We start from the raw sequence: 21,314 nt of genomic DNA on the forward strand, positions 1-21,314 counted from the left end.
ATTGATTGTTATTGTTGGAGTTATCTCTGGCTGGAATGTGTCGAACATCTCCTGCTACGTTGACAGCGCTGCGATAAAGATGGCAGAAAAGGTGTTACACCTTTAATGTAATTTACATAAACCTGCGAACATCTAAATATCCTGAACGTTTAAGAGAATAAAAATAACGTCATGAAACGTGCTTTCTGACTGTTGATATAAAGCAGCACAATAACTATCTGTCAGGCAGTCTGCCGGGCCGGGATGCGAGGGAAAATCTTCAGAGGGAATTGCTTAACTGTACACACACAGCTTCAACCCGGGCAGCTCCGCACGAGCAACCTGAAAGTGAATAGATATGATAAATGCAAATCGTCCGATAATGAATCTCGACCTCGATCTGCTGAGAACGTTTGTTGCGGTCGCCGATCTCAACACTTTTGCAGCAGCTGCTGCCGCCGTTTGCCGTACTCAGTCTGCCGTCAGCCAGCAAATGCAGCGGCTGGAGCAACTGGTTGGTAAAGAGCTTTTTGCGCGTCATGGGCGTAATAAGCTCTTAACGGAACACGGTATTCAGCTTCTGGGTTATGCCAGGAAAATTCTTCGCTTTAATGATGAAGCATGTATGTCATTAATGTTTAGCAACCTTCAAGGGGTGCTAACGTTAGGCGCATCTGATGAGTCAGCGGATACTATATTGCCGTTTCTTCTCAACCGTATTAGCTCGGTTTATCCGAAGCTTGCGCTGGACGTTAGCGTAAAGCGTAATGCCTTTATGGTTGAGATGTTAAATGAGAATAAAGTCGATCTGGTGGTGACGACGCATCGTCCCGGGCAGTTTGATTGCCTGACGTTGCGTACATCACCTACGCACTGGTATTGCGCAGCCGAATACGTGCTGCAAAAAGGCGAGCCGGTTCCACTGGTCTTACTGGATGATCCGAGCCCGTTCCGCGACATGGTGCTCACAGCGCTGAATGAGGCCAACATTCCGTGGCGTCTGGCGTATGTGGCTTCCACGCTGCCAGCGGTTCGTGCCGCCGTGAAGGCCGGTCTGGGCGTAACGGCCCGTCCGGTAGAGATGATGAGCCCCGATCTGCGCGTCCTTGGGAAATCCGATGGTCTTCCTGCGCTGCCGGATACGGAGTATCTGCTCTGCCACAATTCGTCCAGCCATAACGAGTTGGCCAAAGTGGTGTTCGAGGCGATGGAAAACTACCATAACCCGTGGCAGTTCGAACGCGTTACCTCCGAAGGGGGGGACGACTCCCTGATCGTTGAAGGGGATTTTGAGTGATCGATAGCTCAAAATTCTGGTAACAAAATGTAAGTGTAAAAAAAAGCCACTCGTGTGATTTTCACATGCAGTGGCTTTTTTTTAGCAAAAATACCCGCTTATGGCGCATGGATTTTCAGGATATTCTATATTTATCAATAAGTTAAATGCTTTTGCTTAAAACTTGTCCGTTTTCCGTTCTAACTTCATCCATATCCCTCTCATGTTAAAAAAACAGGAAATATGTTGCCGTTTTCCAGGTTGAATTAACAAAAGCGTGTCTCAGATCAAGAAAATACTCCTATTTGGGGGGAGGAATCGTTGGCAAATCCTGTCAAAATAGGAGGGTTATTTTTTTTACTTCCGAAACGGACACGATTCAACAACATACATTTGACGGCAAGTCATGCACCCACCAGGGTTAAAGGGCACCAAATGTTAATGAGAATCGCTCGATGTAATTTAATGTGAAGAAACCTTTGTTAAAGTTGACAATAGGTTATAGAAAGGAGTAAAAAACCCCATCATTTTGCTGTCTACGTCTCATTTCTGACAGTTAGTGTAAGGTTATTTGTTCCTCCCCATGAATCGATGTGATGCCCATCTGCCAGCAAGAGCAGTGTCGTTGGTATCACTTTTGATGAGTAAGCAATGAGTATGTCAACATCCACAGAAGTCATCGCTCATCACTGGGCATTCGCAATCTTTCTTATTGTAGCCATTGGCCTGTGCTGCCTGATGTTAGTCGGCGGCTGGTTCCTGGGCGGTCGCGCCCGTGCAAGGCACAAAAACACACCTTTCGAATCAGGTATTGATTCAGTAGGTTCCGCTCGCTTACGCCTGTCTGCCAAGTTCTATCTGGTAGCCATGTTCTTCGTCATCTTCGACGTGGAAGCGCTTTACCTTTTCGCATGGTCAACGTCCATCCGCGAAAGTGGTTGGGTGGGCTTTGTCGAGGCCGCAATTTTCATTTTAGTGCTACTGGCCGGTCTGGTTTATCTGGTGCGTATTGGCGCGCTTGACTGGACGCCTGCGCGTTCACGTCGTGAACACATCAACCCGGAAAACAGTATCTCTAATCGTCAGCAGTAACAGCGAGGCAATAAGATGGATTATACGCTCACCCGCATAGATCCTAACGGTGAGAATGACCGTTACCCCCTGCAAAAACAGGAGATCGTAACCGACCCCCTGGAGCAAGAAGTCAATAAAAGCGTGTACATGGGCAAACTCGAACATGCCATGCACGATATGGTCAACTGGGGTCGTAAGAACTCCATCTGGCCGTACAACTTTGGCCTTTCTTGCTGCTACGTTGAAATGGTGACGTCATTCACTGCGGTGCATGACGTTGCGCGTTTTGGGGCAGAGGTACTGCGTGCTTCCCCACGTCAGGCTGACCTGATGGTGGTAGCCGGTACGTGCTTTACCAAGATGGCACCTGTTATTCAGCGTCTTTATGACCAGATGCTGGAGCCTAAATGGGTTATCTCCATGGGCGCATGTGCAAACTCTGGCGGTATGTACGACATTTATTCCGTCGTGCAGGGCGTAGATAAGTTTATTCCAGTGGATGTGTACATCCCAGGTTGTCCGCCACGTCCGGAAGCTTACATGCAGGCGCTGATGCTGCTGCAGGAGTCTATCGGTAAAGAACGTCGCCCACTGTCGTGGGTTGTTGGCGATCAGGGTGTGTATCGCGCGAACATGCAGTCTGAGCGCGAGCGTAAACGTGGTGAACGTATTGCCGTCACCAATCTGCGTACGCCTGACGAAATTTAATTTGCGCCTGTAGGCCTGGAGAACACCTTCGCATATCACTACTCAAATAGCGCGAAGCCAGGCTCAACAGTCACCACGGACCATTTGCAATGGTGAACAATATGACCGACTTAACCGCGCAAGAAGCCGCCTGGCAGACCCGGGATCATCTGGATGACCCAGTCATTGGCGAACTGCGCAACCGTTTTGGGCCGGATGCCTTTACTGTTCAGGCTACCCGCACCGGGGTACCCGTTGTTTGGGTGAAGCGTGAGCAATTGCTGGAAGTTGTCGATTTCCTCAAGAAATTGCCAAAACCGTACGTCATGCTGTTTGACTTACACGGCATGGATGAACGTCTGCGTACCCACCGCCAGGGTCTCCCTGCTGCGGATTTTTCCGTTTTCTACCACCTGATCTCAATAGACCGTAATACGGATATCATGCTCAAGGTGGCATTGTCTGAAAACGACATGCATCTGCCGACGATCACTAAACTTTTCCCGAACGCCAACTGGTACGAGCGTGAAACCTGGGAAATGTTCGGCATGACCTTCGACGGTCACCCGCATCTGACGCGCATCATGATGCCGCAGACCTGGACCGGCCACCCGCTGCGTAAAGACTACCCTGCACGTGCAACCGAATTCGATCCGTTTGAGCTGACCAAAGCCAAGCAGGATCTGGAGATGGAAGCGCTGACCTTCAAGCCGGAAGACTGGGGCATGAAGCGCGGTACCGACAACGAGGACTTCATGTTCCTCAACCTCGGTCCAAACCACCCGTCTGCGCACGGTGCATTCCGTATTATTCTTCAGCTTGATGGCGAAGAGATTGTCGATTGCGTGCCTGACATCGGCTACCACCACCGTGGTGCTGAGAAGATGGGCGAGCGTCAGTCCTGGCACAGCTACATTCCGTATACCGACCGTATCGAGTATCTCGGCGGCTGCGTCAACGAGATGCCATACGTGCTGGCCGTTGAAAAACTGGCGGGAATCGTTACGCCGGATCGCGTTAACGTGATTCGCGTCATGCTGTCAGAACTGTTCCGTATCAACAGCCACCTGCTGTACATCTCCACGTTCATTCAGGACGTCGGCGCGATGACCCCGGTCTTCTTCGCCTTTACCGACCGTCAGAAAATCTACGATCTGGTAGAAGCGATTACCGGTTTCCGTATGCACCCGGCCTGGTTCCGTATCGGCGGTGTGGCACACGATCTGCCGCGCGGCTGGGACCGTCTGCTGCGTGAATTCCTCGACTGGATGCCAAAACGTCTGGCGTCCTACGAGAAAGCCGCGCTGCGTAACACCATCCTGAAAGGCCGTTCCCAGGGCGTTGCTGCCTACGGCGCGAAAGAAGCGCTGGAGTGGGGTACGACAGGTGCAGGTCTGCGTGCGACCGGTATTGATTTCGACGTGCGTAAAGCCCGTCCTTACTCTGGCTACGAGAACTTCGACTTTGAAGTCCCGGTGGGCGGCGGTGTTTCCGACTGCTACACCCGCGTGATGCTGAAAGTAGAAGAGCTGCGCCAGAGTCTGCGCATCCTTGAGCAGTGCCTCAACAACATGCCGGAAGGCCCGTTCAAGGCGGATCACCCGCTGACGACGCCGCCACCGAAAGAGCGCACGCTGCAACATATCGAAACCCTGATCACCCACTTCCTGCAGGTTTCCTGGGGTCCGGTCATGCCGGCGCAAGAATCCTTCCAGATGATTGAAGCGACCAAGGGTATTAACAGTTACTACCTGACCAGTGACGGCAGCACCATGAGCTACCGTACCCGCGTGCGTACGCCGAGCTTTGCGCACCTGCAGCAGATCCCGTCCGCCATCCGCGGCAGTCTGGTCTCCGACCTGATTGTGTATCTGGGTAGTATCGATTTTGTTATGTCAGATGTGGACCGCTAATTATGCACGAGAATCAACAACCACAAACCGAGGCTTTTGAGCTGAGTGAAGCAGAACGTGCCGCCATTGAGCATGAGATGCACCACTACGAAGACCCGCGTGCGGCGTCCATTGAAGCGCTGAAAATCGTACAGAAACAGCGTGGTTGGGTGCCGGATGGGGCGATCTATGAGATCGCGAAAGTGCTGGGTATTCCGGCAAGCGACGTAGAAGGCGTAGCCACGTTCTACAGCCAGATCTTCCGTCAGCCGGTTGGCCGCCATGTGATCCGCTACTGTGACAGCGTTGTCTGCCACATCACCGGGTATCAGGGCATCCAGGCTGCGATTGAGAAGAAGCTCAATATCAAGCCGGGCCAGACCACGTTCGATGGACGCTTTACTCTGCTGCCAACCTGCTGCCTGGGTAACTGCGACAAGGGGCCGACCATGATGATTGATGAGGACACTCACAGCCATCTGACGCCGGAAGCGATTCCTGACCTGCTGGAGCAGTACAAATGAAAACTGTAATTCGTACTGCTGAGACGCATCCGCTGACCTGGCGTCTGCGCGATGACAAACAGCCGGTATGGCTCGACGAATACCAGAGCAAAAACGGCTATGCCGGTGCGCGTAAAGCCCTCGGCGGCATGGCGCCGGATGACATCGTTAATGCGGTGAAAGACTCCGGCCTGAAAGGGCGCGGCGGTGCGGGCTTCTCCACCGGTCTGAAGTGGAGCCTGATGCCAAAAGACGAATCCATGAACATCCGTTACCTGCTGTGTAACGCCGATGAAATGGAGCCGGGCACCTATAAAGACCGCCTGCTGATGGAACAGCTGCCGCACCTGCTGGTGGAAGGCATGCTGATCTCCGCGTTTGCGCTGAAAGCGTACCGTGGCTACATCTTCCTGCGCGGTGAGTACATCGAAGCGGCGGAAAACCTGCGTCGCGCGATTGCCGAAGCTACCGAAGCGGGCCTGCTGGGCAAAAACATCCTGGGTACCGGGTTTGACTTCGAACTGTTCGTGCACACCGGTGCAGGGCGTTATATCTGCGGTGAAGAAACCGCGCTGATTAACTCCCTGGAAGGCCGCCGCGCGAACCCGCGTTCCAAGCCACCGTTCCCGGCAAGCTCCGGCGTATGGGGTAAACCGACCTGCGTAAACAACGTTGAAACCCTGTGTAACGTTCCGGCTATCCTCGCCAACGGCGTGGAGTGGTATCAGGGCATCTCCTCAAGCAAAGATGCCGGTACCAAGCTGATGGGCTTCTCCGGTCGCGTTAAAAATCCAGGCGTCTGGGAACTGCCGTTCGGTACCACCGCACGTGAAATTCTTGAAGACTATGCGGGCGGCATGCGCGATGGCCTGAAATTCAAAGCCTGGCAGCCGGGTGGGGCAGGGACAGACTTCCTGACCGAAGCCCACCTTGACCTGCCGATGGAATTCGAAAGCATTGGTAAAGCAGGCAGCCGTCTGGGTACGGCGCTGGCGATGGCCGTCGACCACGAGATCGGCATGGTCTCGCTGGTGCGTAACCTGGAAGAGTTCTTCGCCCGCGAGTCCTGCGGCTGGTGTACACCGTGCCGTGATGGTCTGCCGTGGAGCGTGAAGATCCTGCGTGCAATCGAACGTGGCGAAGGCCAGCCTGGGGATATCGAGACGCTTGAGCAACTGTGTCGATTCTTAGGCCCGGGTAAAACCTTCTGTGCCCACGCACCGGGTGCCGTCGAACCTCTGCAGAGCGCGATCAAATATTTCCGCGACGAGTTCGAAGCAGGCATCAAGCAGCCGTTCAGCAATACCCATGCGATTAATGGGATTCAGCCGAACCTGCTTAAAGCGCGCTGGTAACGACAAGAATTTTGATTAACGCTCGGTTTCGACCGAGCCAACTGGAAGCATGCTAATGGCTACGATTCATGTAGACGGCAAAGAATACGAAGTCAACGGGGCGGACAACCTGCTAGAAGCTTGTCTGTCTCTTGGCCTCGATATTCCGTACTTTTGCTGGCATCCGGCGCTGGGCAGCGTCGGTGCTTGCCGCCAGTGTGCGGTGAAGCAATATCAAAACGCGGAAGACACGCGTGGTCGCCTGGTGATGTCCTGTATGACGCCAGCCACCGAAGGCACCTTTATTTCGATTGATGACGAAGAAGCGAAACAGTTCCGCGAAAGCGTAGTGGAATGGTTGATGACCAACCACCCGCACGACTGTCCGGTCTGTGAAGAGGGCGGTAACTGCCACCTTCAGGATATGACCGTGATGACCGGCCACAGCTTCCGTCGCTATCGCTTTACCAAGCGTACCCACCGTAACCAGGACCTGGGGCCGTTCATCTCTCACGAAATGAACCGCTGCATCGCCTGCTACCGCTGCGTGCGTTACTACAAAGACTACGCAGACGGTCAGGATCTGGGCGTATATGGCGCGCACGATAACGTCTACTTCGGTCGTCCGGAAGACGGTACGCTTGAAAGCGAGTTCTCCGGTAACCTTGTAGAAATCTGCCCGACCGGCGTATTCACGGATAAAACCCACTCCGAGCGTTACAACCGTAAATGGGACATGCAGTTTGCGCCAAGCATCTGCCAGCAGTGTTCCCTCGGCTGTAACACCAGCCCGGGTGAGCGCTACGGCGAACTGCGCCGTATCGAAAACCGTTACAACGGTACCGTTAACCACTACTTCCTGTGCGACCGCGGTCGTTTCGGCTATGGCTATGTGAACCTGAAAGACCGTCCGCGTCAGCCGGTTCAGCGCCGTGGCGACGATTTAATTACCCTGAACGCCGAGCAGGCGATGCAGGGCGCGGCAGATATTCTGCGCCAGTCGAAGAAAGTGATCGGTATCGGCTCCCCGCGCGCCAGCATCGAAAGCAACTTCGCGCTGCGCGAGCTGGTTGGGGCGGAAAACTTCTATACCGGTATCGCCCAGGGCGAGCAGGAACGTCTGCAGCTGGTACTGAAAGTGCTGCGTGAAGGCGGTATTCATACCCCTGCGCTGCGCGAAATTGAATCTTATGATGCGGTCCTGGTGCTGGGTGAAGACCTGACGCAGACGGGCGCACGCGCGGCTCTGGCGGTTCGTCAGGCGGTGAAGGGTAAAGCACGTGAAATGGCAGCGGCGCAGAAAGTGGCCGACTGGCAGATTGCGGCGATCCTGAACATCGGTCAACGCGCGAAGCATCCTCTGTTTGTGACCAACGTTGACAACACCCGTCTGGACGATATCGCCGCGTGGACCTACTGCGCACCGGTTGAAGATCAGGCGCGTCTTGGCTTTGCGATTGCCCACGCGCTGGACAGCAGCTCACCGGCGGTAGAACTGGATCGCGACCTGCAGAACAAGGTTGACGTGATTGTTCAGGCCCTGGCAGGTGCGAAAAAACCGCTGATTATCTCCGGTACCAACGCCGGTAGCGCTGAAATCATTCAGGCCGCCGCGAACGTTGCCAAAGCCCTGAAAGGCCGCGGTGCGGACGTCGGCGTGACCATGATTGCCCGTGCGGTGAACAGCATCGGTCTGGGTATGATCGGCGGCGGCTCGCTGGAAGAAGCGTTAAGCGAACTGGAATCCGGTGCCGCTGACGCCGTTGTGGTGCTGGAAAACGACCTGCATCGCCACGCGTCTGCCGCTCGCGTAGACGCCGCGCTCTCCAAAGCGCCGCTGGTGATGGTGATTGACCATCAGCGCACCGCGATCATGGACAAAGCACACCTGGTGCTCTCTGCGGCAAGCTTCGCAGAAAGCGACGGTACGGTTATCAACAACGAAGGCCGCGCACAGCGTTTCTTCCAGGTTTACGACCCGGCGTACTACGACAGCAACATCGTGATGCTGGAAAGCTGGCGCTGGCTGCACTCCCTGCACAGCACCGTGCAGAGCCGTGAAGTGGACTGGACGCAGCTCGACCACGTTATCGACGCGGTAGTCGAAAAACTGCCTCAGCTGGCAGGCATTAAAGATGCCGCACCTGAAGCAAGCTTCCGCATTCGCGGCCAGAAACTGGCGCGTGAACCGCACCGCTACAGCGGCCGTACCGCGATGCGCGCCAATATCAGCGTGCACGAACCGCGCCAGCCGCAGGATAAAGACACCATGTTCGCCTTCTCCATGGAAGGGAACAACCAGCCGTCTGCGCCGCGTTCGCAAATCCCATTCGCATGGGCGCCAGGCTGGAACTCCCCGCAGGCATGGAACAAGTTCCAGGCTGAAGTGGGTGGTTCCCTGCGCCACGGCGATCCGGGCGTGCGTCTGATTGAAGCCTCCGAAACCGGTCTGGACTTCTTCACCACCGTTCCTGCGAGCTTCCAGGCGCAGGATGGCAACTGGCGTATCGCGCCGTACTACCATCTGTTCGGTAGCGACGAGCTTTCCCAGCGTTCACCGGTCTTCCAGACCCGCATGCCGCAGCCGTACATCAAGCTCAACCCGGCGGATGCCGCGAAGCTTGGCGTTAACGCTGGCGCAAACATTGCTTTTAGCTATGACGGCCAGACAATCAGCCTGCCGCTGATTATCTCCGAAGGTCTGACAGCAGGGCAGGTGGGTCTGCCGATGGGTATGCCTGGCATCGCGCCGGTTCTGGCGGGTGCGCGTCTTGATAACCTGCAGGAGGCAAAAGCATGAGTTGGTTAACGCCGGATCTTATCGACATCCTGCTGAGCATTCTGAAAGCGGTTGTTATCCTGCTGGTAGTGGTCACCTGCGGTGCGTTCATGAGCTTTGGCGAACGCCGTCTGCTCGGTCTGTTCCAGAACCGTTATGGACCGAACCGCGTGGGCTGGGGTGGTTCACTCCAGCTGGTCGCGGACATGATCAAGATGTTCTTTAAAGAGGACTGGATCCCGCGCTTCTCGGACCGCGTAATCTTTACTCTGGCACCGATGATCGCCTTCACCTCGCTGCTGCTGGCGTTTGCTATCGTTCCGGTCAGCCCGACCTGGGTGGTCGCTGACCTGAACATCGGCATTCTGTTCTTCCTGATGATGGCAGGCCTCGCGGTTTACGCGGTGCTGTTCGCAGGCTGGTCCAGTAACAACAAATACTCGCTGCTGGGTGCGATGCGTGCTTCCGCGCAGACGCTGAGCTACGAAGTGTTCCTGGGTCTCTCCCTGATGGGCGTGGTGGCGCAGGCCGGTTCATTCAACATGACCGACATCGTCAACAACCAGGCCGACATCTGGAACGTTATTCCGCAGTTCTTTGGGTTTATTACCTTTGCAATCGCGGGCGTGGCCGTGTGTCACCGTCACCCGTTTGACCAGCCAGAAGCCGAACAGGAACTGGCCGACGGTTACCACATCGAATATTCCGGTATGAAATTCGGTCTGTTCTTCGTGGGCGAGTACATCGGTATCGTCACCATTTCCGCGTTGATGGTAACGCTGTTCTTCGGTGGCTGGCATGGCCCGTTCTTACCGCCGTTTATCTGGTTCGCGCTGAAAACCGCGTTCTTCATGATGATGTTCATTTTGATTCGCGCAGCGTTACCGCGTCCGCGTTATGACCAGGTAATGTCCTTCGGCTGGAAAGTGTGCCTGCCGCTGACGCTCGTCAACTTGTTGGTAACGGCGGCTGTCATTCTCTGGCAGCAGCCATAAGGGGCTATAGACCATGACCTTAAAAGAATTACTGGTAGGCTTCGGTACCCAGGTACGCAGTATCTGGATGATCGGCCTGCACGCGTTTGCCAAACGCGAAACCCGGATGTACCCGGAAGAGCCGGTATATCTGCCGCCGCGCTACCGTGGCCGTATCGTGCTGACGCGCGACCCGGACGGTTCCGAGCGCTGCGTTGCCTGTAACCTGTGTGCGGTAGCGTGTCCGGTAGGCTGTATCTCTCTGCAGAAAGCCGAGACGGTAGACGGCCGCTGGTACCCTGAGTTCTTCCGCATCAACTTCTCACGCTGCATCTTCTGCGGTCTGTGTGAAGAAGCGTGCCCAACCACGGCGATTCAGCTGACTCCAGACTTTGAGCTGGGTGAGTATAAGCGTCAGGACCTGGTGTACGAGAAAGAGGATCTGCTGATTTCCGGTCCGGGCAAATACCCGGAATATAACTTCTACCGGATGGCGGGTATGGCAATCGACGGCAAAGATAAGGGCGAAGCAGAGAACGAAGCTAAGCCTATCGACGTCAAGAGCCTGTTACCGTAAGGAGAGGGCAATGGAATTCGCTTTTTATATCTGTGGCCTTATCGCCATCCTGGCTACGCTACGAGTGATTACGCACACCAATCCGGTGCATGCGCTGCTGTACTTAATCATCTCGCTGCTGGCCATTTCCGGGGTGTTCTTCGCACTGGGCGCGCACTTCGCCGGTGCGCTGGAAATCATCGTCTACGCCGGGGCCATCATGGTGCTGTTCGTGTTCGTGGTGATGATGCTGAACCTGGGCGGCTCTGAAATTGAGCAGGAACGTCAGTGGTTAAAACCGCAGGTGTGGATTGGTCCGGCGATTCTGTCGGCCATCATGCTGGTGGTGATTGTTTACGCCATTCTGGGCGTAAACGATCAGGGCATCGACGGCACGCCGATTGGCGCGAAAGAGGTCGGTATTACGCTCTTTGGCCCATACGTTCTGGCGGTTGAACTGGCCTCAATGCTGCTGCTGGCAGGTCTGGTTGTTGCTTTCCACGTTGGCCGCGAAGAGCGTGTTGGCGAGGTGCTGAGCAACCGCACTGACGACCGCGCGAAAAGAAAAATGGAGGAGCGCGCATGATCCCCTTAACACATGGACTGATCCTCGCTGCGATTTTATTCGTCCTGGGTCTGACCGGTCTGGTTATCCGCCGCAATCTGCTGTTTATGTTGATCGGGCTGGAAATCATGATTAACGCCTCCGCGCTGGCCTTCGTGGTCGCCGGAAGCTACTGGGGCCAGACCGATGGTCAGGTGATGTACATTCTTGCCATCAGCCTCGCGGCTGCCGAAGCGAGTATTGGCCTGGCGCTGTTACTGCAGCTCCATCGTCGCCGCCAGAACCTGAACATCGATTCAGTAAGTGAGTTGCGTGGATGAACATGCTTGCCTTAACCATTATTTTTCCGCTGATTGGCTTCGTGCTGCTGGCGTTTTCTCGTGGCCGCTGGTCTGAGAATCTGTCTGCAACCGTGGGCATTGGCTCCATCGGTCTGGCTGCGCTGGTAACGGCGTATGCGGGTATCGACTTCTTTAACAACGGGCGTCAGCCTTTCAGCGTGCCGCTGTGGACCTGGATGTCGGTCGGTGATTTCAACATCGGCTTCAACCTGGTGCTGGACGGCCTCTCGCTGACCATGCTCTCCGTGGTCACCGGCGTTGGCTTCCTGATCCACATGTTCGCCTCCTGGTATATGCGCGGTGAAGAGGGTTACTCCCGCTTCTTCGCCTACACCAACCTGTTTATCGCCAGCATGGTGGTCTTGGTACTGGCCGATAACCTGCTGCTGATGTATCTGGGCTGGGAAGGCGTGGGTCTGTGTTCTTACCTGCTGATCGGTTTCTACTATACCGATCCGAAGAATGGCGCAGCGGCCATGAAAGCGTTCGTCGTGACCCGCGTGGGTGACGTCTTCCTCGCGTTCGCGCTGTTCATTCTTTACAACGAACTGGGCACGCTGAACTTCCGCGAAATGGTGGAACTGGCGCCAGCGCACTTCGCCGCAGGCAACAATATGCTGTGGTGGGCAACGCTGATGCTGCTGGGTGGTGCCGTGGGTAAATCCGCACAGCTGCCGCTGCAGACCTGGCTGGCCGACGCGATGGCGGGTCCAACCCCTGTCTCCGCGCTGATCCACGCCGCGACAATGGTAACCGCCGGTGTCTACCTGATTGCACGTACCCATGGCCTGTTCCTGATGACCCCGGAAATTCTGCATCTGGTGGGTATCGTCGGTGCGGTCACGCTGGTGCTGGCAGGCTTTGCCGCGCTGGTGCAGACCGACATCAAACGCGTTCTCGCGTATTCCACCATGAGCCAGATTGGTTACATGTTCCTGGCGCTGGGCGTTCAGGCGTGGGACGCAGCCATTTTCCACCTGATGACGCACGCGTTCTTTAAAGCGCTGCTGTTCCTCTCATCTGGTTCGGTGATTCTGGCCTGCCATCACGAGCAGAACATCTTCAAGATGGGCGGACTGCGTAAGTCCATTCCGCTGGTTTATGTCTGCTTCCTGGTGGGCGGCGCGGCGCTGGCGGCACTGCCGCTGATCACCGCGGGCTTCTTCAGTAAGGACGAAATCCTTGCGGGCGCCATGGCGAATGGTCATATCAATCTGATGGTTGCGGGTCTGGTCGGTGCGTTCATGACCTCCCTGTATACCTTCCGTATGATTTTCATCGTATTCCACGGTAAAGAACAAATTCACGCTCACGCAGGGAAGGGGATCACCCACCACCTGCCGCTGATTGTGCTGCTGGTACTGTCCACCTTCGTTGGCGCGATGATTGTGCCGCCGCTGCAGGGCGTACTGCCAGACACCACCGAGCTTGAGCACGGTCGCGTTCTGACGCTTGAAATCACGTCCGGCGTGGTCGCTATCGCGGGCATCCTGATCGCTGCATGGCTGTGGCTGGGCAAACGTACGCTGGTGACTGCCGTTGCCAACAGCGCCCCGGGCCGTCTGCTGGGCACCTGGTGGTACAACGCGTGGGGCTTCGACTGGCTGTACGACATGATCTTCGTTAAGCCGTTCCTGGGCATCGCGTGGCTGGTGAAGCGCGATCCGCTGAACAGCCTGATGAATATCCCGGCGATCCTCTCCCGCTTTGCCGGTAAAGGCCTGCTGTACAGCGAGAACGGTTACCTGCGCTGGTATGTGGCGTCCATGAGCATCGGTGCGGTTGTCGTGCTGGCGCTGCTGATGGTGTTGCGATAGTGGTTTTGCCCGGTGGCGCTGTGCTTACCGGGCCTACGAGACCGTAGGTCGGGTAAGCGTGAGCGCCACCCGACACCACAAACCGCACTAACGCGTGAATTTTGTCGAATTTGTTGAAAATCGGTCCCTTAGGGACTTTAACAAGGAATAAAAATCGCCATGTTACTACCCTGGCTAATATTAATTCCCTTCATCGGCGGCTTCCTGTGCTGGCAGACTGAACGCTTTGGCGTGAAGATGCCGCGCTGGATCGCGCTGATCACCATGGGATTGACGCTCGCGCTTGGCCTGCAACTGTGGTTGCAGGGCGGTTACTCACTGACCCAGTCTGCGGGCATTCCGCAGTGGCAGTCTGAGTTCATCCTGCCGTGGATCCCGCGTTTCGGCATTACGATCCACCTGGCGATTGACGGCCTGTCGCTGCTGATGGTGGTGCTGACCGGCCTGCTCGGCGTTCTGGCGGTACTTTGCTCCTGGCGAGAAATCGAAAAATACCAGGGCTTCTTCCACCTGAACCTGATGTGGATCCTGGGCGGCGTGATCGGCGTGTTCCTTGCCATCGACATGTTCCTGTTCTTCTTCTTCTGGGAGATGATGCTGGTGCCGATGTACTTCCTGATCGCGCTGTGGGGCCACAAGGCGTCCGACGGTAAAACGCGTATCACGGCGGCAACCAAGTTCTTCATTTATACCCAGGCGAGTGGTCTGGTGATGTTGATTGCCATTCTGGCGCTGGTGTTTGTTCACCACAACGCCACCGGCACCTGGACCTTCAACTACGAAGATCTGCTGAAGACGCCAATGTCCCACGGCGTTGAATACCTGCTGATGCTGGGCTTCTTCATCGCGTTCGCGGTGAAAATGCCGGTCGTTCCGCTGCACGGCTGGCTGCCAGACGCGCACTCTCAGGCACCAACGGCGGGTTCCGTTGACCTGGCGGGCATCTTGCTGAAAACGGCGGCCTACGGTCTGCTGCGTTTCGCTCTGCCGCTGTTCCCGAATGCCTCCGCAGAGTTCGCACCGATTGCCATGTGGCTGGGTGTGATCGGTATCTTCTACGGTGCCTGGATGGCCTTCACGCAGTACGACATTAAGCGTCTGATTGCCTACACCTCCGTTTCCCACATGGGCTTCGTGCTGATTGCTATCTACACCGGCAGCCAGCTGGCGTACCAGGGCGCGGTGATCCAGATGATTGCGCACGGTCTGTCCGCAGCCGGCCTCTTTATCCTTTGCGGTCAGCTGTACGAACGTCTGCATACCCGCGACATGCGCATGATGGGCGGCCTGTGGAGCAAAATTAAGTGGCTGCCAGCGCTGTCCATGTTCTTCGCTGTTGCCACCCTGGGGATGCCAGGCACCGGTAACTTCGTCGGCGAATTTATGATTCTGTTCGGCAGCTTCAAAGTTGTGCCGGTGATTACCGTGATCTCCACCTTTGGTCTGGTGTTCGCTTCCGTGTACTCGCTGGCGATGCTGCACCGCGCTTACTTCGGTAAAGCGAAGAGCGAAATTGCTGCACAAGAACTGCCGGGGATGTCGCTGCGTGAGCTGTTCATCATCCTGCTGCTGGTCGTACTGCTGGTGCTGCTGGGCTTCTTCCCGCAGCCGATTCTGGATACCTCGCATAGCGCGATGGGTAACATCCAGCAGTGGTTTGTTAATTCTGCTTCTACTACAAGGCCGTAATTCGCCATGACAATAACTCCACAACAACTGATCGCGCTGCTACCGCTGCTGATCGTCGGATTGACGGTGGTGGTTGTGATGCTCTCCATTGCGTGGCGACGCAATCACTTCCTGAATGCCACGCTGTCGGTCATCGGCCTGAACGCCGCGTTAGTCTCTCTCTGGTTTGTTGGCCAGGGCGGGGCGATGGACGTCACCCCGCTGATGCGCGTTGACGGTTACGCCATGCTGTATACCGGTCTGGTGCTGCTGGCGAGCCTGGCAACCTGTACCTTTGCGTACCCGTGGCTCGAAGGCTACAACGACAACAAAGAAGAGTTTTACCTGCTGGTTCTGATTGCCGCGCTGGGCGGCATTCTGCTGGCGAATGCGAACCATCTGGCCGCGCTGTTCCTCGGTATTGAGCTGATCTCTCTGCCGCTGTTCGGTCTGATTGGTTACGCCTTCCGTCAGAAGCGCTCTCTGGAAGCAAGCATCAAGTACACCATTCTGTCTGCTGCTGCGTCCTCGTTCCTGCTGTTTGGTATTGCGCTGCTGTACGCACAGTCCGGTAACCTCTCCTTCATGGCGCTCGGCAAGAGCCTCGGTGACGGCATGCTGCATGAGCCGCTGCTGCTGGCGGGTCTGGGCATGATGATCGTGGGTCTCGGCTTTAAACTCTCTCTGGTTCCGTTCCACCTGTGGACGCCAGACGTCTACCAGGGCGCTCCGGCTCCGGTGTCGACCTTCCTGGCGACGGCGAGCAAAATCGCTATCTTCGGGGTGGTTATGCGTCTGTTCCTGTACGCACCGGTGGGTGACAGCGAAGCGGTTCGCGTGGTGCTGGGCATTATCGCGTTCGTCTCCATCATCTTCGGTAACCTGATGGCGCTGAGCCAGACCAACATCAAGCGTCTGCTGGGCTACTCGTCTATCTCTCATCTGGGCTACCTGATGGTGGCGCTGATTGCGCTGCAGAGCGGTGAGATGTCGATGGAAGCCGTTGGCGTGTATCTGGCCGGCTACCTGTTCAGCAGCCTCGGCGCCTTCGGCGTGGTGAGCCTGATGTCCAGCCCGTACCGTGGTCCGGATGCCGATTCACTGTTCTCCTACCGTGGTCTGTTCTGGCACCGTCCGATCCTGTCCGCAGTGATGACCGTGATGATGCTCTCTCTGGCAGGTATCCCGATGACGCTCGGCTTTATCGGTAAGTTCTACGTGCTGGCCGTCGGTGTGCAGGCGCACCTGTGGTGGCTGACTGCGGGCGTGGTTATCGGCTCCGCGATTGGTCTCTACTACTACCTGCGCGTGGCCGTGAGCCTGTACCTGAGCGCGCCTCAGCAGCTCAACCGTGATGCCCCAACCAACTGGCAGTACAGCGCCGGTGGTATCGTGGTGCTTATCTCCGCGCTGCTGGTGCTGATCTTCGGTATCTATCCGCAGCCGCTGATTGAAATCGTGCAGCGTGCGATACCATTAATGTAAAAACAAAAAACCCGCCTCGGCGGGTTTTTTATTGCCCAGCGGCGCTACGCTTGCAGGGCCTACGGGTTTTGTAGGTCGGGTAAGCGTAGCGCCACCCGACTAGGCCAACTGCTTCCGGCTAATCAACGGCCCGTCAATCTTCTTCATCGAGCGGTCCAGCACTTCCTCAATCACCGACGACAGCTCGTTCAGCTCAAACTTCGCCACATACCCGTCCGCCTTCACCTTGCGAATATGGTCTTCGTTGGCGTTGCCGGAAAGAGAAGAGTGGATCACCACCGGAATATCTTTCAGTACCGGGTCGGTTTTGATTTTGCGCGTCAGCGTAAAACCGTCCATCTCTGGCATTTCGAGGTCGGTCAGCACCAGAGCGATCTTATCGGTGATCGGCACCCCTTCAGCCTGCGCCTGTGCCGCCAGCACGCCAATTTTCTCCCACGCTTCTTTGCCGGTGATATGCAGCTGTGCCGGGATCTCCATTGCCTGCAGACCTTTCTCCAGCATCGAGCGCGCCACTTTAGAGTCTTCCGCGACGATGGCGACAGCGCCTGGCTTGATATGGAATTTGGTGGTCTTCAGGTTCGTGGCGTGCAGATCGTGATTGGCCGGGGTGATGTCATACAGGATCTGCTCAACGTCCAGCACCATCGCCAGATCGTTGGTATCGGTCTTCTCGTCAAGGCACGCAATGCTGGTGATGTATCGACCGCTGACGGCGGTTTCCGCCGCGTGCACCTGCTTCCAGTCCAGACGCATGATGTTCTCAACCGATTCCACAGCAAACGCCTGCACGCTGCGCGCATATTCGGTGATCAGCAGAATGTTCAGCCCGGTGGTGGGCTTACAGCCCGCCACGGCGGCCAGATCAATCACCGGGATCACCTGATCGCGAATATTCACCATTCCCATCAGCGGTGACTTCATCCCGGCGGGTTTTGTGAACTCCGGCATCGGCACAATTTCACGCAGCTTAAAGACGTTAATGCCAAACAGCTCAGATTTATTTTCGTTCAGAGAGGTGCCAAGACGGAACAGCAACAGTTCAAAACGGTTCGACAGGGTCAGATTCGCCCTGTCATCAATATCTTTCTGGAAATTATCCATTCTACCCTCGAGAGAAATGCTGACCTTTTAATCGTTATCGGCATCCTGAGGGAAAAATGAAGGACTAAACGCTGACCTGAGCGAAATCTTCGGCCAGCTCACATTCCGGGAACAGCGCGCGGCACTCTGCCAGCAGGCCTGCGCATCCCCGCGCGTCGTAGCGCGAGCTGACATGGGTGACGATGAGCCGCCCGACGCCCGCGTCACGGGCAAGCTGCGCCGCCTGACGCGTGGAGCTGTGGCCCCGGCTGTTGGCTTTCTCTTCCATCGCGGTTTCAAGCGTCGCTTCATGCACCATCACGTCCACGCCCTGGGCCAGCGTGAGCGCCGCCGGGCAGGGTGCCGTATCGCCAAAAATCGCCAGTTTTTTGCCCGGCTGCGGTGCGGCGAGATAATCCTGGCCGTTGATGACGCGTCCGTCCTCCAGCGTGACGGTCTCTCCGTGCTTCAGACGCTGGAACAACGGCCCGGGTTTTACGCCGTCTGCCATCAGCGCGGCGGCATCCAGCGCGCCGGGTTTGTCATGCGCCTCAATGCGGTAGCCATAGCACTCCACAGGATGATTGAGCGGTTGAGCAGTAACCCGATAATCCCCGTCATCGAATACCAGGCCTTCGGTAATCTCAACGACCTCCAGCGGATAATCGGTCCATGACCCGCTCAGGCGCAGCGTAGCTTCAACAAATTCACTAATACCCGCAGGCCCGTAAATCGTCAGCGGGTTGGCGTTACCGGCCATCGAGCGGCTGCACAGCAGGCCGGGAAGGCCAAACAGGTGGTCGCCATGCAGATGGGTGATAAAAATGTTATCCAGCTTGCCGGGGTGATAAGCGGTGTGTAACAGCTGATGCTGCGTCCCTTCACCACAGTCAAACAGCCACAGCCCGCCACGGGTGGGGTGCTTAAGATCCAGCAGGATCGCCGTCACGTTCCGTGAGCGGGTTGGCACGCCAGCGGACGTACCCAGAAAAATCAGTTCCATAACGCAATCAGCCCTTTGCCGAACGGGGAGGGGTTTAGTATAACGTGATGAACCCCAGGAAGGAGACTGACATGATCCAGTGGCAAGATTTACATCATAGTGACCTCACCGTTCATTCGCTTTACGCGCTGCTGAAGCTGCGCTGCGAAGTGTTTGTTGTGGAACAGACCTGCCCGTATCAGGACATCGACGGCGATGACCTCGTTGGCGAGAATCGTCATATCCTCGGCTGGCGCGATAACGAGCTGGTGGCGTATGCGAGGATTCTGAAAAGCGAAGACGATTTTCAGCCCGTGGCGATCGGTCGGGTCATCATCAGCGGTAACGCGCGCGGTGAAAAACTGGGCTATCAGCTGATGGAAAAAACGCTGGAGGCGTGCCGGAAACAGTGGCCGGACAAGGCGTTATACCTGGGCGCGCAGGCGCACCTGCAGTCGTTCTATGCCCACTTTGGCTTCACGCCGGTAACGGAAGTGTATGACGAAGACGGTATTCCCCACATCGGCATGGCGCGAGAAGTGAAACAGGCGTAATGGCATCTCGTTGGCTATAGTTAGCGGACTGGTGTACTAACATGGAGAAAAATATGTCATTTCAATCCTGGGATACCCGTATCGACGACGACCTGGCCTTACTGAGCGAAACGCTGGAAGAGGTGTTACGTTCCTCGGGCGACCCTGCCGATCAGAAATATATTGAGCTAAAAGCCCGTGCCGAGCAGGCGCTGCATGAAGTGAAAAACCGCGTCAGCCATGCGTCAGATACTTACTACTACCGTGCCAAAAAAGCGGTGTATCGTGCCGATGATTACGTGCATGAAAAACCGTGGCAGGGTATTGGGGTGGGTGCCGCCGTGGGGCTGGTGCTGGGGCTGCTGTTAGCCCGTCGTTAACAGCGTTTTAAACGCTTAACCACTCCCTATACGTGGGTACTGCTATTTATGGTCAGTACCCCGTATAATACGAGGTTTTAACAGGGAGAGGTTCGCGTGAATTCGATTTTCCTCGCGCTGGAGCAACTGCGTACCCAGCTATCGCAAGCGTTACCCGCAGCACCCGGCATACGTCATTTCGACGTCTCTTTCCCGTTAAACGACGCCTTCGATCCCCTCGCCTGGCTGGGCGAGCAGCAGTGTTATCCGCAGTTTTACTGGCAGCAGCGTAACGGCGATGAAGAGCTGGCCGCGCTGGGGGCAGTCACCCAATTTCCCTCTCTGGCATTAGCCTCGCAGTTTTTGCGCGAGCAAAACGCGGCAGGTGATACCCGTATCTGCGGCCTGAACGCCTTTAACCCGGAGCAGGGCAGCCTCTTTTTACCGCGACTGCTCTGGCGACGCACCGCTGGTAACGCCACGCTGCGCCTGCAGCTGTGGAGCGACCGCTCGCTTGAGGAGGATGCTCGCGCCGCGCTGGATTTTTTACAGCAGCTCCGTCCCGCGAGATCTATCCGTCCGCTCTCCGTTCAGGTTGAGCACGAAACCCATCAGCCGCAGCAGGCCGAATGGCTGAAGCTTATCCGCACGGCGACGGAGACCATCGCGCGCGGTGATTTTGAAAAAGTGGTTCTCGCCCGGGCAACCGATCTGCAGTTTACGCAGCCCGTTAACCCTGTCGCGCTGATGGCGGCCAGCCGCGGCCTGAATTTACACTGCTACCATTTCTGCATGGTATTCGACGCCAGCAACGCGTTTCTTGGCTCTACGCCGGAGCGTCTGTGGCGGCGGCGCGGCAAGCTGCTGCGCACGGAAGCGCTGGCGGGCACCGTTGCCAGCCATACCGATGATAGCCAGGCCCAGCGTCTCGGCGAGTGGTTGCTTAACGATGATAAAAACCAGCGCGAAAATATGCTGGTCGTGGAAGATATCTGTCAGCGTCTTCAGCACCATACGCAGACGCTTGAGGTACTGCCCGCCCAGGTGGTGCGCCTGCGTAAGGTGCAGCATTTGCGCCGCTGTATCTGGACCGAGCTCAAACAGGCCGATGATGAGCAGTGTCTGCTCATGTTACAGCCGACCGCGGCCGTTGCCGGATTACCCCGACAGCCTGCGCGCGAGTTTATCCAGAAGGTTGAGCCCTTTAACCGCGAATGGTACGCCGGTTCGGCCGGGTACTTATCCCCCGAACAGAGTGAGTTCTGCGTGGCGTTGCGCTCCGCGCGCGTTCTGGAGGACTCTCTGCGGCTCTACGCCGGCGCCGGTATTGTCAGCGGGTCTGACCCGGAGCAGGAGTGGCAGGAGATTGAAAACAAAGCCGCCGGATTGCGCTCTCTGCTCCTAAGGGATTAATACTGAATCGCGCA

Annotated in this window: 19 protein-coding genes; 17 read left to right on the forward strand and 2 right to left on the reverse strand. The window is 56.4% G+C overall.

What is annotated here, in order from left to right; translation table 11 throughout:
* The first annotated feature begins 337 nt into the window (after nucleotides 1-337).
* The 14 genes from lrhA to nuoN all read left to right on the forward strand — a co-directional run bounded on the left by lrhA (nucleotide 338) and on the right by nuoN (nucleotide 16,930).
* Entirely contained in the window at nucleotides 338-1,276 is a 939-nt protein-coding gene (gene lrhA, locus NQ230_RS07375; protein ID WP_021241557.1) for a transcriptional regulator LrhA, read from the forward strand.
* A gap of 630 nt (nucleotides 1,277-1,906) precedes the next feature.
* Nucleotides 1,907-2,347 (forward strand): NADH-quinone oxidoreductase subunit NuoA, encoded by a 441-nt coding sequence (gene nuoA / locus NQ230_RS07380; protein WP_014171000.1) that lies wholly within the window; start codon nucleotides 1,907-1,909, stop codon nucleotides 2,345-2,347.
* A gap of 15 nt (nucleotides 2,348-2,362) precedes the next feature.
* Entirely contained in the window at nucleotides 2,363-3,037 is a 675-nt protein-coding gene (gene nuoB, locus NQ230_RS07385) for an NADH-quinone oxidoreductase subunit NuoB (RefSeq protein ID WP_003861482.1), read from the forward strand.
* Between the two features lie 89 nt (nucleotides 3,038-3,126).
* Entirely contained in the window at nucleotides 3,127-4,929 is a 1,803-nt protein-coding gene (nuoC, locus tag NQ230_RS07390; protein ID WP_023312537.1) for an NADH-quinone oxidoreductase subunit C/D, read from the forward strand.
* A 2-nt stretch (nucleotides 4,930-4,931) separates the two neighbouring features.
* Nucleotides 4,932-5,432: an NADH-quinone oxidoreductase subunit NuoE gene (gene nuoE / locus NQ230_RS07395; protein ID WP_006176513.1), complete on the forward strand. Its 501-nt coding sequence runs from the start codon at nucleotides 4,932-4,934 to the stop codon at nucleotides 5,430-5,432.
* Entirely contained in the window at nucleotides 5,429-6,766 is a 1,338-nt protein-coding gene (gene nuoF / locus NQ230_RS07400; protein ID WP_023312536.1) for an NADH-quinone oxidoreductase subunit NuoF, read from the forward strand. The genes nuoE and nuoF overlap by 4 nt, the downstream gene beginning before the upstream one ends.
* A 55-nt stretch (nucleotides 6,767-6,821) precedes the next feature.
* Nucleotides 6,822-9,545, forward strand: a complete 2,724-nt coding sequence (gene nuoG / locus NQ230_RS07405; RefSeq protein WP_257260617.1) for an NADH-quinone oxidoreductase subunit NuoG — start codon at nucleotides 6,822-6,824, stop codon at nucleotides 9,543-9,545.
* A complete protein-coding gene (gene nuoH / locus NQ230_RS07410) occupies nucleotides 9,542-10,519 on the forward strand; it encodes an NADH-quinone oxidoreductase subunit NuoH (RefSeq protein ID WP_047346615.1) in 978 nt (325 codons plus the stop codon). Before nuoG ends, nuoH begins: the two co-directional genes overlap by 4 nt.
* A 13-nt stretch (nucleotides 10,520-10,532) precedes the next feature.
* On the forward strand, nucleotides 10,533-11,075 hold the full coding sequence (gene nuoI / locus NQ230_RS07415) for an NADH-quinone oxidoreductase subunit NuoI (protein ID WP_003861491.1): 543 nt from the start codon (nucleotides 10,533-10,535) through the stop codon (nucleotides 11,073-11,075).
* Between the two features lie 10 nt (nucleotides 11,076-11,085).
* Nucleotides 11,086-11,640: an NADH-quinone oxidoreductase subunit J gene (nuoJ, locus tag NQ230_RS07420; RefSeq protein WP_029741935.1), complete on the forward strand. Its 555-nt coding sequence runs from the start codon at nucleotides 11,086-11,088 to the stop codon at nucleotides 11,638-11,640.
* Complete coding sequence (nuoK, locus tag NQ230_RS07425; RefSeq protein ID WP_003861496.1) at nucleotides 11,637-11,939, forward strand: NADH-quinone oxidoreductase subunit NuoK; 303 nt, start codon at nucleotides 11,637-11,639, stop codon at nucleotides 11,937-11,939. Before nuoJ ends, nuoK begins: the two co-directional genes overlap by 4 nt.
* Nucleotides 11,936-13,777, forward strand: coding sequence for an NADH-quinone oxidoreductase subunit L (gene nuoL, locus NQ230_RS07430; protein WP_134347781.1), 1,842 nt, complete (start codon nucleotides 11,936-11,938; stop codon nucleotides 13,775-13,777). The genes nuoK and nuoL overlap by 4 nt, the downstream gene beginning before the upstream one ends.
* 159 nt (nucleotides 13,778-13,936) lie before the next feature.
* A complete protein-coding gene (gene nuoM / locus NQ230_RS07435; protein WP_023312532.1) occupies nucleotides 13,937-15,466 on the forward strand; it encodes an NADH-quinone oxidoreductase subunit M in 1,530 nt (509 codons plus the stop codon).
* 6 nt (nucleotides 15,467-15,472) lie between these two features.
* On the forward strand, nucleotides 15,473-16,930 hold the full coding sequence (nuoN, locus tag NQ230_RS07440; RefSeq protein WP_121425271.1) for an NADH-quinone oxidoreductase subunit NuoN: 1,458 nt from the start codon (nucleotides 15,473-15,475) through the stop codon (nucleotides 16,928-16,930).
* A gap of 99 nt (nucleotides 16,931-17,029) precedes the next feature.
* On the opposite strand, the gene NQ230_RS07445 is transcribed toward nuoN, so the two are convergent.
* Together NQ230_RS07445 and rbn are read right to left on the reverse strand one after the other, a co-directional pair.
* Nucleotides 17,030-18,034, reverse strand: coding sequence for a chemotaxis protein (locus NQ230_RS07445; protein WP_024908219.1), 1,005 nt, complete (start codon nucleotides 18,032-18,034; stop codon nucleotides 17,030-17,032).
* Between the two features lie 64 nt (nucleotides 18,035-18,098).
* Nucleotides 18,099-19,016 (reverse strand): ribonuclease BN, encoded by a 918-nt coding sequence (gene rbn, locus NQ230_RS07450; protein ID WP_257260621.1) that lies wholly within the window; start codon nucleotides 19,014-19,016, stop codon nucleotides 18,099-18,101.
* A 71-nt stretch (nucleotides 19,017-19,087) separates the two neighbouring features.
* Here rbn and NQ230_RS07455 point away from each other — a divergent pair, with 71 nt between their 5' ends.
* The 3 genes from NQ230_RS07455 to menF all read left to right on the forward strand — a co-directional run bounded on the left by NQ230_RS07455 (nucleotide 19,088) and on the right by menF (nucleotide 21,300).
* Entirely contained in the window at nucleotides 19,088-19,549 is a 462-nt protein-coding gene (locus tag NQ230_RS07455) for a GNAT family N-acetyltransferase (protein WP_257260622.1), read from the forward strand.
* A gap of 53 nt (nucleotides 19,550-19,602) precedes the next feature.
* Nucleotides 19,603-19,908 (forward strand): stress response protein ElaB, encoded by a 306-nt coding sequence (elaB, locus tag NQ230_RS07460; RefSeq protein ID WP_008500219.1) that lies wholly within the window; start codon nucleotides 19,603-19,605, stop codon nucleotides 19,906-19,908.
* Nucleotides 19,909-20,004: 96 nt separating this feature from the next.
* Complete coding sequence (gene menF / locus NQ230_RS07465) at nucleotides 20,005-21,300, forward strand: isochorismate synthase MenF (RefSeq protein WP_257260623.1); 1,296 nt, start codon at nucleotides 20,005-20,007, stop codon at nucleotides 21,298-21,300.
* Nucleotides 21,301-21,314 lie beyond the last annotated feature (14 nt).

The sequence above is a fragment of the Enterobacter asburiae genome (assembly GCF_024599655.1).
GTDB classification, from domain to species: domain Bacteria; phylum Pseudomonadota; class Gammaproteobacteria; order Enterobacterales; family Enterobacteriaceae; genus Enterobacter; species Enterobacter asburiae_D.

What these genes read in the sequence shown, in the direction of transcription:
- lrhA (WP_021241557.1), top strand. Translation starts at nt 338, where the DNA reads ATGATAAATGCAAATCGTCCGATAATGAATCTCGACCTCGATCTGCTG.
- nuoA (WP_014171000.1), top strand. Translation starts at nt 1,907, where the DNA reads ATGAGTATGTCAACATCCACAGAAGTCATCGCTCATCACTGGGCATTC.
- nuoB (WP_003861482.1), top strand. Translation starts at nt 2,363, where the DNA reads ATGGATTATACGCTCACCCGCATAGATCCTAACGGTGAGAATGACCGT.
- nuoC (WP_023312537.1), top strand. Translation starts at nt 3,127, where the DNA reads ATGGTGAACAATATGACCGACTTAACCGCGCAAGAAGCCGCCTGGCAG.
- nuoE (WP_006176513.1), top strand. Translation starts at nt 4,932, where the DNA reads ATGCACGAGAATCAACAACCACAAACCGAGGCTTTTGAGCTGAGTGAA.
- nuoF (WP_023312536.1), top strand. Translation starts at nt 5,429, where the DNA reads ATGAAAACTGTAATTCGTACTGCTGAGACGCATCCGCTGACCTGGCGT.
- nuoG (WP_257260617.1), top strand. Translation starts at nt 6,822, where the DNA reads ATGGCTACGATTCATGTAGACGGCAAAGAATACGAAGTCAACGGGGCG.
- nuoH (WP_047346615.1), top strand. Translation starts at nt 9,542, where the DNA reads ATGAGTTGGTTAACGCCGGATCTTATCGACATCCTGCTGAGCATTCTG.
- nuoI (WP_003861491.1), top strand. Translation starts at nt 10,533, where the DNA reads ATGACCTTAAAAGAATTACTGGTAGGCTTCGGTACCCAGGTACGCAGT.
- nuoJ (WP_029741935.1), top strand. Translation starts at nt 11,086, where the DNA reads ATGGAATTCGCTTTTTATATCTGTGGCCTTATCGCCATCCTGGCTACG.
- nuoK (WP_003861496.1), top strand. Translation starts at nt 11,637, where the DNA reads ATGATCCCCTTAACACATGGACTGATCCTCGCTGCGATTTTATTCGTC.
- nuoL (WP_134347781.1), top strand. Translation starts at nt 11,936, where the DNA reads ATGAACATGCTTGCCTTAACCATTATTTTTCCGCTGATTGGCTTCGTG.
- nuoM (WP_023312532.1), top strand. Translation starts at nt 13,937, where the DNA reads ATGTTACTACCCTGGCTAATATTAATTCCCTTCATCGGCGGCTTCCTG.
- nuoN (WP_121425271.1), top strand. Translation starts at nt 15,473, where the DNA reads ATGACAATAACTCCACAACAACTGATCGCGCTGCTACCGCTGCTGATC.
- NQ230_RS07445 (WP_024908219.1), bottom strand. Translation starts at nt 18,034, where the DNA reads ATGGATAATTTCCAGAAAGATATTGATGACAGGGCGAATCTGACCCTG.
- rbn (WP_257260621.1), bottom strand. Translation starts at nt 19,016, where the DNA reads ATGGAACTGATTTTTCTGGGTACGTCCGCTGGCGTGCCAACCCGCTCA.
- NQ230_RS07455 (WP_257260622.1), top strand. Translation starts at nt 19,088, where the DNA reads ATGATCCAGTGGCAAGATTTACATCATAGTGACCTCACCGTTCATTCG.
- elaB (WP_008500219.1), top strand. Translation starts at nt 19,603, where the DNA reads ATGTCATTTCAATCCTGGGATACCCGTATCGACGACGACCTGGCCTTA.